11 protein-coding genes are annotated in these 12650 nt (G+C 41.1%); 5 read left to right on the forward strand and 6 right to left on the reverse strand.

What is annotated here, in order from left to right; all coding sequences use genetic code 11:
* Positions 1-99 precede the first annotated feature (99 nt).
* Both PHAL_RS0112570 and PHAL_RS0112575 read right to left on the reverse strand, forming a co-directional pair.
* On the reverse strand, positions 100-756 hold the full coding sequence (locus tag PHAL_RS0112570) for a tellurite resistance TerB family protein (RefSeq protein WP_016708769.1): 657 nt from the start codon (positions 754-756) through the stop codon (positions 100-102).
* Between the two features lie 87 nt (positions 757-843).
* A complete protein-coding gene (locus PHAL_RS0112575; protein WP_016708770.1) occupies positions 844-1566 on the reverse strand; it encodes a HugZ family pyridoxamine 5'-phosphate oxidase in 723 nt (240 codons plus the stop codon).
* A 250-nt stretch (positions 1567-1816) separates the two neighbouring features.
* Between PHAL_RS0112575 and PHAL_RS0112580 the strand changes: the two genes are divergently transcribed.
* A complete protein-coding gene (locus tag PHAL_RS0112580) occupies positions 1817-2881 on the forward strand; it encodes an efflux RND transporter periplasmic adaptor subunit (RefSeq protein WP_016708771.1) in 1065 nt (354 codons plus the stop codon).
* A complete protein-coding gene (locus PHAL_RS0112585) occupies positions 2881-5976 on the forward strand; it encodes an efflux RND transporter permease subunit (protein ID WP_016708772.1) in 3096 nt (1031 codons plus the stop codon). The genes PHAL_RS0112580 and PHAL_RS0112585 overlap by 1 nt, the downstream gene beginning before the upstream one ends.
* A 76-nt stretch (positions 5977-6052) precedes the next feature.
* Here PHAL_RS0112585 and PHAL_RS0112590 read toward each other — a convergent pair whose 3' ends face one another.
* Complete coding sequence (locus tag PHAL_RS0112590) at positions 6053-6646, reverse strand: LysE family translocator (protein WP_016708773.1); 594 nt, start codon at positions 6644-6646, stop codon at positions 6053-6055.
* A gap of 100 nt (positions 6647-6746) precedes the next feature.
* On the opposite strand from PHAL_RS0112590, the gene PHAL_RS0112595 reads away from it, so the two are divergent.
* A complete protein-coding gene (locus PHAL_RS0112595) occupies positions 6747-7196 on the forward strand; it encodes an Lrp/AsnC family transcriptional regulator (protein ID WP_016708774.1) in 450 nt (149 codons plus the stop codon).
* Positions 7197-7501: 305 nt separating this feature from the next.
* Positions 7502-9169, forward strand: a complete 1668-nt coding sequence (locus tag PHAL_RS0112600; RefSeq protein ID WP_016708775.1) for a methyl-accepting chemotaxis protein — start codon at positions 7502-7504, stop codon at positions 9167-9169.
* 144 nt (positions 9170-9313) lie between these two features.
* Here PHAL_RS0112600 and dps read toward each other — a convergent pair whose 3' ends face one another.
* Complete coding sequence (dps, locus tag PHAL_RS0112605) at positions 9314-9826, reverse strand: DNA starvation/stationary phase protection protein Dps (protein WP_016708776.1); 513 nt, start codon at positions 9824-9826, stop codon at positions 9314-9316.
* A gap of 285 nt (positions 9827-10111) precedes the next feature.
* Between dps and PHAL_RS0112615 the strand changes: the two genes are divergently transcribed.
* Complete coding sequence (locus PHAL_RS0112615) at positions 10112-11479, forward strand: alkaline phosphatase PhoX (protein ID WP_016708778.1); 1368 nt, start codon at positions 10112-10114, stop codon at positions 11477-11479.
* A 43-nt stretch (positions 11480-11522) separates the two neighbouring features.
* Here PHAL_RS0112615 and PHAL_RS0112620 read toward each other — a convergent pair whose 3' ends face one another.
* Together PHAL_RS0112620 and PHAL_RS0112625 are read right to left on the reverse strand one after the other, a co-directional pair.
* Positions 11523-12089, reverse strand: a complete 567-nt coding sequence (locus PHAL_RS0112620; RefSeq protein WP_016708779.1) for a PepSY-associated TM helix domain-containing protein — start codon at positions 12087-12089, stop codon at positions 11523-11525.
* Positions 12082-12546: a DUF4920 domain-containing protein gene (locus PHAL_RS0112625; protein ID WP_138973950.1), complete on the reverse strand. Its 465-nt coding sequence runs from the start codon at positions 12544-12546 to the stop codon at positions 12082-12084. The genes PHAL_RS0112620 and PHAL_RS0112625 overlap by 8 nt, the downstream gene beginning before the upstream one ends.
* Positions 12547-12650 lie beyond the last annotated feature (104 nt).

Below are 12650 nucleotides of genomic sequence, written 5' to 3' on the forward strand. Positions count from 1 at the left end.
TATTAGTGTATGTATACTCAAATTCCTCCCAAGATGCTGAATTCATATCTTGGGGGAATTTGTTATTTTTTGAAACGCGCGGTAGAGAAGGACGAGTCGTTATTGAGCTGCTAATTGCAGGTGGATGCTGCTCACTAATTCGCTAGGTAAACACAGCTGATCAGCAAGTGCATCAAGATATTGTTGTGATATGGGCTGTTGTAAGTCAATTGCACTGGCACTTGCAGTGTATACTTCGATCCCCGTTTGTGCATTTGGCACAGCTTGCACAAGCTCCGAGAGTGTCATTGGCTTACGTAGCTCATCAAACAGCATGGCTTTTTCTTGCATTGAAAGTGTCATACTCTCTACTTGAGCAAATATTTTTTGTCGCTCTGTCTCGTCGATATGGCCATCAGCATAAGCGGCGGCGATCATGGCACGCATTAAGATTAATTGACCCGAACCGCTTTCATCTTCCACGACTTGCGAGAAACACTGCTCTGGCATGGTCGCAGGTGTAAAATCAAAACGGTTCGTGTGCTTTGGTGTTGGCTGTTGGGTTGCTTTATGTTGCTCTGAATATTGTTTATAGGCTTTCCAAGCAAGGCCTCCTACGGCAGCTAATGCACCGTATTTAATTGCTTTTTTACCGGTCTTCTTACTGCTTTTACCGCCCACTAGGCTTGTTAAGCCACCGCCAGCAACACCGCCTAAAAAGCCACTCAATGCACCTGATTTACTGAGGTTACCTACTAGTTTTTGTAAGTCTTTCATGGTCTTCTCCTAAATTAGTATCGATTTTAGGGTATATGCAATTTGCCTAATTTAACACCATTTAATTGTTACAAAGCAATACCGACTTTAGCTGGCTTCGCGCGCAGTCTTGGTTAATTGAACGAGCGCTTTGCGTACCGCCATTGGGCTGTCGCACGGCTCATCAAATGCAATGTAATAGTTACGGTTTAGGCTTTGTAGGTAAAAGCCTTGCGGTAATAAACCACTCATAACTGGTGATGCGTCATCAAGGTTACAGTGCTGTTTCAAAATCAGGCTCATGGCATCTTGGTGATCAGCATTCATGTGCTCAATCATGCTTTGCTCTTGTGACTCGTCCCATTGCTTACTTGGCTGTTGCCACTCGGTTTGTTCTAGCCAAAATATTTTGCCAAAACCACCAATGTAGCGCACCCGTATTGCATCTAATTGCCACAGATTAAAGTCATGAGCATTGCGATAACTTTGTGCTTCAGGAAATAAGGTGACGTACTTATTAATCAGGACCTCGGCGTGCTCTTGGCTTACTAAGCTGCCATCACCGACAATGGTTACTCGGCCATGTTCATTTTGATCGCCTCGTTCAGCGGCATCAAACACCGTTAGGCTCATACGTTTATCATGCAGTAGGTTTTTAGTATGCTGCGCTATGTCACTAATAAAAAAGTAAATACGCCCTTGTTCATCACACATATAAGGGGTTACTGAGCCAAACGGGTAACCTCTTAAATTATGCGAGAGGGTAGACATAACACCACTACTTTTTTGAAACACTAACTTTTTGGCCTCATAAAGTGCTTGCTGTCTCATACGTACTCCAGTTGTTTAATTACTTTTTATTGCCGCTATTTTGCGTTTAAAGTCACTGTTTTGCAAATGATTCTTGTTTACGTGGCGGGGTTTGCATTATAGTAGCCGTATCCTTATTAAATTGCTGGGTATGTTGTTAGACATAGGCTTTAATCTAAACTTTATCTAACAAAGTAGCATGCCTTTAATAAGTCGTTTTTATTAAGTAGTTTGTATTGGATAGTTTTTCTTAGATAGTAAAGGAGTTATCTTGAAAATTTTTATGTGTTGTTGGTTTGTTGGCTTAATGTTTTTTAACTCATTGGGCTTTGCGGCAGAAGCTGTGAATGTGGTAACACAGCAGGTTAAACAGCAGCAGTTGGTGCCAAAAATAACCCTTACGGGATCGTTAAAAGCACAGCGTCATGCTCAACTTTCAGTGCTTGCTGATGGAGTAATTACTGAAATATATGCAGAAGCAGGGCAATACCTAAAACAGGGTGAGCCTCTACTGGCGTTAGATTCCGCGTTAATAAAAGCGCAATTACAAGCCAATGATGCTGATGTCGCGCGTGCGCAAGTGGCCGTTGATGACGCCAAGCGGCGTTTTGCTGAGGCACAGTCACTATCTAAGCAAAAACTGTTTGCGCAAACTGAGTTGGCAGATAGGCAAGCCGCTGTTAAAGGCGCGCAAGCAAGTTTACTCGAAGCACAAGCAAATCAAACTTATCAACAACAGCTTTTAAAACGCCACCAATTGGTTGCCCCCTTTAATGGGATCGTGGCTAAACGTATGGTGGATTTAGGTGAGTGGGTTACCCGCGGGCAAAGTGCCTTTGAATTAGTCAGTAATGAATCGCTTTGGCTTGATCTATATATGCCACAAGAGCATTTCTCAGCGATAGATATTGAAACTGCCGTTGACGTATATTTAGCTTCACGTCCAGATCAGACGTTTAGTGCAAAAGTTATAGCGAAAGTGCCGGTCGTGAATACAACACACCGCAGCTTTTTACTGCGCTTAGCTATTACTAATTCAGCAGACTTACAAGTTGGGTTGTCGGCAACAGCAGAAATCGCATTAAAACCTAGTGCTAAAGCGAGCGTAGTGATTGAGCGAGATGCGTTGTTACGTCACCCTGATGGCGGGTTTAGCGTTTTTACAGTATTTGAAGATGTTGCCACAAGGCAAAGTGTTAAAGTGGGCTCACGTATGAATGGCCACGTTGAGATAACACAAGGCTTGAGTGCTGGACAGTGGGTGGTTACGCAAGGTAATGAACTGCTCCAAGATGGTCAAGCGGTTAAAGCAGTAACGCAAACGGGGGCTAAATAATGCTCCAAGGTGCGGTAAAACACGCAACGCTGGTGGCTGTTGCAGTGCTTATTTCGTGTATTTTAGGGCTTGTAGCTGCGTTTAAAATTCCGGTGCAGATGATCCCTGATTTAGATGTACGCACAATAACAGTGGTAACGCAGTGGCCAGGTGCGACCCCACAAGATGTGGAAAAAGAAATCCTCATAGAGCAAGAGCGGTATTTACGCTCATTACCAAATTTAAAGCGGATGTCGAGTTATGCCAATACCGGTGAAGCTGAAGTAGAACTTGAATTTCCGTTTGGCGTTGATGTTAATGAAGCATTGATCAATGTAAGTAATGCATTAGCTCAAGTGCCTAACTATCCTGAGAATGTTGATCAACCTGTGCTCTACAGTAGCTCGTTTTCATCGAACGCGTTTATGTTTTTCTCATTAAAGCCGCTAGCAGGGAATCCGCTGAATATTGATATCGATATGCTACGGGACTTTGCGCAAGACAATGTTCGCCCAGAAATGGAGCGTGTAGCAGGTGTATCGCAAGTTAATGTACGTGGCGGAGCGTTATATCAAATACAGATATTAATTGATCAGCAAAAGCTTGCCAGTAGAAACATTAGTTTAGTTGCCGTAAGAGATGCCATTCGCAGCCGAAACCAAGATGCATCAGCCGGTGACATTGACAGCGGCAAGCGCCGATACTTATTACGTATGGTAGGACGCTTTCAATCAGCGCAAGCGCTTGAAGAGTTAGTGATTGCACAAGATCAAGACCGTACAGTACGGCTCAAAGATGTAGCGAAAGTACAGTTAGATCACTATGAATTGCGCGATGTGTCATATAACGATGGCGAGCGAAATTTAATGCTGTCGGTGCGCCGCGAAAGTGGCTCAAACGTGATGGCCATTAAAGATGAAATGACTGCGGTGGTAGAGCGCATTAACCGTGATTTATTGGCACAAAATGGCCTGCAATTAACCTTGCTCAGTGATGATGTACGTTATGTAAAAGGGTCAGTTAAAAATGTTTGGACCAACTTAGGAATTGGTGCATTACTGGCAACTTTAGTGATGTTTTGGTTTTTGAAAAGCCCACGTTCGACTTTAATAGGTGTAATGGGCGTACCAATTTGTACTATTGCTGCATTTTTGGGGCTCTTATTATTTGACCGCACTATTAATGTTATTTCATTAGCTGGGGTAGCTTTTGCTATTGGTATGACAGTGGATAATACCATTGTAGTCCTTGAGAATATTGAACAAGCTAAGCAACGTGGACTGTCAAAGCTCGACGCTGCAATTGCAGGGGTGCAAGAAGTATGGCCTGCTGTATTAGCGTCAACGATGACAACCGTGTTGGTGTTTGCGCCTATTTTGTTTATTGTGCAAGAAGCGGGGCAACTGTACTCTGATGTTGCTATTGCAATTTCAGGGGCAATTATCGCCTCTATGTTAGTGGCTTTGTTAGTGGTGCCGGCCGCATCAGCGCGATTTGCGTGTACTACAAAAGCGGATACCGCTATGACCTCTACGATGCGGTTACCACGGTTTATTCCATCCTTCTTAGCCTCAAAAATGCAGCGGATTATATGCGTTGTTGTGGCTGTGATAGGCTTGGTAGGTGGTGCTTGGTTATTTATGCCAGAAGCTGAATACTTGCCTGAAGGGGAAGAGCCGAAGGCATTTTCAATGATGATTGCCCCACCAGGCTATAACTTGAGCCACATGCAAAAAATTGGCGATGAATTACTAACTTACTTTAATCAGCATTTAAATGCGCCGAGTGCTGACTTTGAGCAAGGTAATACTGAATTACCTTCGTTGAAATATTATTCATTATCGGTTGGTGTTGGCAATATTTGGTTTTTAAGTGAACCTAATAATCCTGAACATATTGATGCGATGATGGCGGCAATCACCGCCAAATTTAAAAGTTATCCCGGCATGCGGGCGTTTTCATCGCGAGGCTCAATTATTTCAAGCAATGATGGCGGCACGCGTGCAGTTGCCTTAGATATTAGCGGCACCGAACAAGTGGATTTATACCGCGCTGCCGATGCCGTTTACCGCCTGGCCAGTGAGGTGTTTGATAATCCACAAGTGGATTCAGAGCCTTCTTCATTAACTCTCGATCAGCCTTTAATTGAAATTCAGCCACGCTGGCAGCGCCTTGCTGAGGTGGGCATGACCGCTGATGAGCTAGGTTATACCGTTGCGGCGTTAAGTGATGGCGCTTATGTGGATGAGCTTATTTTAGATGATGATAAGGTCGACGTGTTTATATTTTCTGAAGCGGGTAATAACCAAAGTCTAGAGGGGCTTGAGCAAGCACCGGTAGTAACCTCGCAGGGGTTACTGCCGTTAAATGCGCTGGCTAACCTAAACGAAAAGGCCGACAGTGACAGTTTACGCCGAGTTGATGGTCGTCGTACTGTAACCGTTTATATTATTCCGCCGCGTGATGTGGCACTTGAGCGTGCGCAGCAACTAGTGCGTGAGCAGCTATTGCCGCAGCTTCAGCAACAAGGTGACTTGCTCCCAGGAGTGAACATCAGTATTGGCGGTGCGGCAGATCAATTAGAAAAAACACGCGATGCCCTCAGTGGTAATTTTATTGTCGCTCTAGCGTTATGTTACTTATTGTTAGTCGCTATTTTTAAACATTGGGGCCAGCCATTATTTATTATGGCAACCGTGCCATTAGGAATGGCTGGTGGATTATTAGGGCTTAATCTAATCAATGGATTTGGCGCTGTATTTGGTGGCTTCCATCAACCGTTTGACATGATCACTATGCTTGGCTTTTTGATCTTATTAGGCACTGTGGTTAATAACCCAATTCTGATTGTTGATCAAAGTCGTCGTAATTTAGCGGCAGGTATTGAGGCTTACCCGGCGGTTATTAGCGCACTTGAAACGCGTTTAAAACCCATTGTTATGTCAACCATGACAACGCTGTGCGGTTTAGCACCCTTAGTATTTATTCCTGGTGAAGGCTCTGAGTTGTATCGTGGGGTGGGGATTATCGTGTTGTGTGGTATTGCCGTATCAACAGTCGTGAGCTTAACTGTGCTGCCAGCGATGTTATTAATGGTGTATAAGCAAAAGAGTTAGCTCTAGAGTTATAGCTTTAGAGCTATTATAAAGGAAGTTTAGTATTTGCTAAGCTTCCTTATTGGTGTTCGTGGCTTTAAACCATACTAAATAACACTGAGACTATTAATAGCAAAGCCATTGTTATATTGAATCTTTGCAAACGCCGCGGATCTTTTAAATGATGTTGTAGCTTTTGCCCTAGCAGTGTCCATGAGCTCACGCAGGGCAAGTTTATTAAACCAAAAACCAAGCCAACGATCAGTGTTGCGTGGACGTTTTTTGATGGAGCGTAAACGCTCATGGCACTCAGTGCCATGGTCCATGCCTTCGGATTCACCCATTGAAATAGTGCAGCTTGTACAAACGTAAGAGGCTTAGCCTTATCCTGGTTATTACCTTCAGCTGTTTGGCTGGTGGCAATTTTATAGGCAAGATAAAATAAGTAGCCAATACACAACACTTTAAGTATTTGATAGCTGGTTGGAAATAAATCAAATAATTGCATTACCCCAAGACCAACGAGTACTAACATTAATACAAACCCTAATGCGACCCCCAACATATGCGGCACTGTGCGTCTAAAGCCAAAGTTAGCCCCTGAGCTCATTAACATGAAGTTATTAGGTCCAGGGGTGATAGAAGAAACAAATGCAAATAATACTAATGCAGATAATAATTCAATATTCATTTTTAGTTGCTCGGTGGAGAATGATTGTGCAATTATATTCTTATTTAAACGCAATTTTTGCGCTAACTCCGTTTTAAATATTTTTTTTTGGTAGAAAAATATGAAAAAAGATCGAATTAACGAAAGAATATTGCAAGAGTTAAAAATCAATGGCCGAATAGCTAACGCAGAGCTTGCTGAGCATGTCGGTTTATCGCCGTCCGCTTGTCTGCGCCGTGTACAAGAATTAGAAAAAACAGGCGTGATAAAAGGCTATCGCGCCGTTATTAATAATCAAGCATTTGGACTAGGCTTTATCGCTTATGTAGGTGTGGGTTTAAATGAGCATTCGACACAATCGCAACGTGCGTTTGAGCAAGCACTGGAGTTTATAGATGAAGTAAAAGAGTGTCATAACGTGACAGGTTCTTTTGAATATATGTTACGAGTAGAAACGGCGGATATAAAATCTTATAAAGCGTTTCATGCAGATGTATTAGGGTCAATCCCACAAGTACGAACTATAACATCACATATAGTTATGGATTCGCCAAAAGATGAGCGGGCGTAATCTGTTTTAAAGTGTTTACTCTAGGTACTAAACGCGTACAATGCGGCTGCACTCAAACCTAGGTAGCAAAGTGACGCTGCGGCGTTGCAAAGTATTATTCATCTTCATGATTATTTCTTACACGATAGAGTTAATATCAATTTCTATATATTTGTCTTATATCGAGAATTTATATGTGAATATAGCATGTGGGTAGCTTTAGTTTCGAATAAATACTTTATTGTAAATAGGTACTATTATTAGGTTTTATAAGCTCTTGATGTAGCAATACCATTGAGCTTCTACATTGTTACACGAGGGATAAAATGAGTAATTTAAGTCTGAAAAACAAGCTGTTGTTATTAGCTATATTACCATTCACGCTGCTGTTAATTAGCTTAATGGCCAGCTCATATTATTTAGAGCACCATAATCAACAACTAAATTTTGCATCATTTAAAGCAAAATTGATTACTGATAAAGAAAGTCTATTAGCAAACGAGGTTGAGATAGGCCGTAAAGTTGTTAGTTACGGACTTTCTAAAGGTACTAAAGAAGATGCAATAAATGCATTGCGTGACCTTACGTTTGGTAATGATGGTTACTTTTTTATCTATGATACAAAAGGCGTAAGTATTTTTCATGCGCTTTTAGGTGATGCCATTGAAGGACAAAATCAGATAGCAATGACAGATCCTAACGGCAAAAAAATCATCGTTGGCTTACTTGAGCAAGCTAGGCAAGGTGGTGGTGCTTTTTATTATCATTTTCAAAAACCTAATACATCTGGTTTAGTTGAAAAAATAGGGTATGCAGCGATGATCCCTGGCACTGATTGGATGATAGGGACAGGTGAATACATGGATGATATTGAAGCCGAGCTTGCTAAATATCAAATGACAATACAAGAACACATGAATGAAAAAGTAACGACATTATTATTGATCGCATTATTTTGGGTGATTTTAACGGTGTTTTTTGCTTTAGTTGCGGCTAATACTATGGTTAAACCAATTCAAAATATGGTTAAAAGCTTAGATGATATAGCAAAAGGACAAGGCGATTTAACTAAGCGATTAGAAGTTCATAGCCACGATGAAATAGGTCAACTAGGTAACTCCTTTAATGTTTTTGTGAGTAAGTTACATAGTATTATTGCTAATGTAGCGGATGTAACTTGTGATGTAAAAGACTCATCAAATAGTATTAATACGCAAACTCAGTTAATTGAAAACCAATTACTAAATCATAATCACGAAACAGAATTAGTAGCCACTGCAATTACAGAAATGTCTGCCACCTCTCAGGAAGTAGCACAAAATACAACGCAAGTTGCAGTATCGACTCAGTCAGCTACTCAAGACGTTGCCAATGCTCAACAATGCGTCGATGTTTCTTTAGATGAAGTTTCAAATTTAATGAAAGAAATTAATCAAGCCGCTGAGCAGGTTAATTCATTAAGTGAACAGTCGAAAAAAATTAATAGCGTATTAAGTGTTATCGGTGGCATTGCTGAGCAAACTAATTTACTTGCCCTTAATGCGGCCATTGAAGCTGCAAGAGCAGGGGAGCAAGGCCGTGGTTTTGCTGTTGTTGCTGACGAAGTGAGAAGCCTTGCCAGTCGTACGCAAGAAAGTACGTTAGAAATAAATGAAATGCTTAACGAGTTACATACTCTTGTCACGGCAGCTGTTGAGGCAATGTTAGCCAGTCAGCAAAGTTGTAATCGCTCAGTTGAGTCATCAAGAGCTATTTCAGAAAGTTTAGGCGCGGTAACAAGCGCCGTGACAACTATTAATGATATGAGTACACAGATTGCCACCGCAGCTACAGAGCAAAGCAGTGTGACTGAAGAAATTAATCGCAATGTTTTTGCTATTCAAGAAATAGTTAATGAACTTACCCGCTCAATAAAAACGACTTCAACGGTTAGCCATCATTTAGCTGAGCGAGGCGAAAGCTTGGGTGATCTCGTTGGCCAGTTCAAAATTTAATATAGTAAGCGCAAAATTGATACTTAATTGATGGTTTGGGTATAAAAAGTGTTTAAATTACAAAAGGCCAAGCGTTAAACGCTTGGCCTTTGTTTAAGTGCTTGCTTTAATAGAGGCTATTAAAGCAAGTAAATAGCTGCTAGGTTAGCTTTGTAATTCACCGGTTGATGATTCAATGTGAGCACGCACAAACCACTGAAATTGCTCAAGCTCAGCAAGTTGCGCGATGATCATATCTTCTGAGACAGGATCAAGCTCAGATAGTTTCTCAAGAGCCTTACGGTGGTCGCCATTTACCCCGTTGTATACTTTATCAAGAGCCACAAGGTGATCCTTCACTAATCCTTTACCAATTGAGTAATCTTCCCAAGAGCGGCGATCAACAATTGATTTAGGTGTCCCTACTGGCACGCCACCTAATGTGGCAATACGTTCTGCGATAGTATCTGTCATCTCTTGAACAGCAGCTACTTGCGGGTCGAGCATTTCGTGTACACCAATAAAGTTAGGACCCACCACATTCCAATGAATGTGTTTTAAGGTAAGCTGCAAATCAATTAATGCAACCATACGGTTGTCGAGTTGTGCAATTGCTTGCTCTGCAGCTTCACTATTCATCCCAGGGGCGGTAAATTCAGCGACTTTACTATTACTCATAATTCCTCCTAAATTAAAAACTAAGCGGGTATACCTTAACCGAAGCAATGGGCATGCCGAGTTTAAATTTTAATAATTATCAGCTTTTTCAATCTGTTATATTTATTTTTTGCGAAGTGGCTATGATCACAAAGGTAATTGATATGAAAAACATGCATGGCTGTGTAAATTATTCATGGCTTGAAATTATGACAATTTCGTGAATTTACTGGTTGGCCCGATTTTTGTTAACGCTTTTAATTTATGATGTTGGCAAATTTTGTCAGCAATAAAAAATGAGCAGTAATGATTAACAGAAGACAGTTTTTATTTAGTGCGGGAACGCTTGCGTTTGTAGGACTCTCTCGCAGTGCATTTGGTAAAGTGCCAGTCACAGACTTAGGCAGTGATCTTGCTGCTTATGGACCTTTAATTGCAGATAGTAACAAACTTTTAGATTTACCTGCAGGCTTTAGTTATAAAGTGATTTCTCAGCTCGGTGAGAAAATGGTTGACGGTCAATTTGTGCCTGATAAAGCCGATGGCATGGGGTGCTTTGAGCTTGATGATGACAGGGTTGCCTTGGTTCGAAATCATGAACTAAAACCCACTGATTTAGCTAAAGCAGATGCTGGCGCGCAAACGCATAAAACACCGCAGGCTTATGATACTAATAAACAAGGTGTCGCTTTGCCAGGCGGCACCAGCCATATTATTTATAACCTTAAAACAGGTCAAAAAGAGCAAGAGTACTTATCTCTCATTGGTACTATCCGTAACTGCTCTGGCGGTATAACGCCGTGGGGAACTTGGCTTACCTGCGAAGAAACTACGTTAACTAAAGCCGATGGTTTTGCTCAAGATCACGGTTATATTTTTGAAGTTCCTGCAAATGCTAAAGGCTTAGTGGATCCTGAGCCGTTAAAAGCGATGGGGCGCTTTAACCATGAAGCTGCCGCAATCGACCCGAAAACAGGTATTGTTTACCTAACTGAAGACAAAGGCGACAGCTTATTTTATCGCTTCATTCCAAATGAGTACGGAAAATTACACAAAGGCGGCAGGTTGCAAGCTATGGTTATTAAAACCACACCACAATTTGATACCCGAAATTGGGCTGGTGCTAATATGGCATTGCATCAAAATATGGATGTTGAGTGGGTTGATTTAGATAATCCCGAAAGTCCAAAAGATGACTTACGCTTACGTGGCTATGCCAATGGCGCTGCATTATTTGCCCGCGGTGAAGGCATTCATTGGGGTAATAATGAACTGTATTTTTGTTGTACTAATGGCGGTAAAAAGCAACTTGGTCAAGTTATGAAGTATGTACCATCGCAGTTTGAAGGCACGAGTCAAGAGCAAACCGATCCAGGGAAAATTCAACTTTTTGTTGAAAGCACCGATGGCTCGCTTTATAACTTTGGTGATAACCTAACCGTTGCACCAAACGGGCATTTAATTGTTTGTGAAGACCAGTACACTGATGTGGTTGATAACCATTTGCGTGGTGTAACACCTAAAGGTGAGGTATATAACTTTGCTCGCTTAAATACTCAGGCTGAGTTAGCTGGGGCTTGCTTTTCACCGGATGGTAAAACCCTGTTTGTAAATGTATTTACACCAACGAAAACCTTGGCCATCACAGGTCCATGGGATAGTTTTAAGGGTTAATAGTAAGATAAAGTGAAGATACTTATCTTCACTTTATCGCAGCTCATAGAAATATATATACTGCAGGTAGGGCAATACCGCTGATCACCCAGAGTGATCTCATCCCCCAAGGACTGTGTTTGCCTTTAATCATAAACAAGCCACTTAAAGCCAAAAAAATCAGTAAAGCCGCAAAGGCATCGGAAAATATAATCCAAGATGCTTTCGTCTCGTTCAGATGCAAGCGGTTAAATGCTTGAAACACATGACGAGGGGTTATTTTTTCATATATTATTTGCTGATCTTTTAGATTTAATAACAGGTTGTCGCCATTTTTAAAAAATACTTTAAATTGCGTCGGCGATGCCCAGTAAGAGGCTTTCACTTTTTCATCAATCTGACTTGTTACAAGTAACTGACTTATTAGCTTTTCATCATTATCAAGTGACCAGTTTTGGGTGGATATAGGTGCTATAGCTTGCTCGACACGGTAATTAGGATTCCAGTCATCTTTGTGATTAACCGCTATGCCTGATACAGCAAAAATGATCACTAAACCAATGCAAAAATAACCGATATCACGATGTAAACTCCGGTTTAATTTGTACCAATTTATTTTTCTTTTATTCAAGAATCTCTACACCTGTAGGTACAAGTTGATAAATTGCCATAGGCTCTGTCACCGTATTTTCGTCAAATTCGTTTCCTGCTTGCTGTGCTCTGTGCGCTAGTAAGGCTTTGGTGCGGTCTAAGTTTAGTTGGATTTTATTTAGCTTTCCGGTTGCAATTGCTTTACTTCCTTTTGCTGTCATAGGAAATACCATATCACCGTCATTAACCTTAATTTGCAGGTTTTCAAAACGCTTATCAGAGGCAATCGTCATCCAGCAGCCACGTTTAGCGCATACACCAACAACGGTACCTTCAATAGTAATTGGTTGATCTAAATAGTTATCTGGTGCGGCCATTATAGTCGAAATTTTTAACCGATTAGTATTATCGACAGGTTTACCAAATTGTTCGGCTGCAGCTGAAGGTAGTCCAATAGTTGCAATCATCAGAATTAATATTTTGCAAAAATTCATCATAGTTCCTTTTGCATCAAGATAAATTAGCCAAGTTAATTATAAGATTCGGATAAACAATCCACTTTTTTATATAACCATAAGTAATTATTTATTGCAATTTTAGA

Origin of the sequence: Pseudoalteromonas haloplanktis ATCC 14393 (assembly GCF_000238355.1) — a bacterium.
Taxonomy (GTDB): Bacteria; Pseudomonadota; Gammaproteobacteria; order Enterobacterales; family Alteromonadaceae; genus Pseudoalteromonas; species Pseudoalteromonas haloplanktis.